The organism is Chryseobacterium sp. SIMBA_029, from assembly GCF_046535275.1.
Classification (GTDB): Bacteria; Bacteroidota; Bacteroidia; order Flavobacteriales; family Weeksellaceae; genus Chryseobacterium.
In genome coordinates, this window is sequence record NZ_JAWRXA010000800.1 from 1 (window position 1) to 240 (window position 240).

Below are 240 nucleotides of genomic sequence, written 5' to 3' on the forward strand. Positions count from 1 at the left end.
GGAACACAGGCGACAGGCGCCTTCAAGCTCGCCTTTGCCGCCGATCTCCGGGCACCCGATGTCTTCTTCTTCGCCTGCCAGCGGATCAACGCCTTTCCGGCCGATCGCAAGGCACTGGAAACCCATGCAAACGGCGTCACCGGCATCAGCGAGATTGCCCTGAGCGCTGAGGATCCGCAGGCCTTCGCCGAATTTCTGGAGACGGCCAGCGGTGGAGTGGAGCCTAAGGAGGCGGCACTC

Annotated in this window: 1 protein-coding gene; it reads left to right on the top strand. The window is 63.8% G+C overall.

The window, feature by feature from the left end; all coding sequences use genetic code 11:
- On the top strand, positions 1–240 hold a 240-nt coding region (locus SB679_RS26120; protein ID WP_410705310.1), incomplete at both ends, for a hypothetical protein.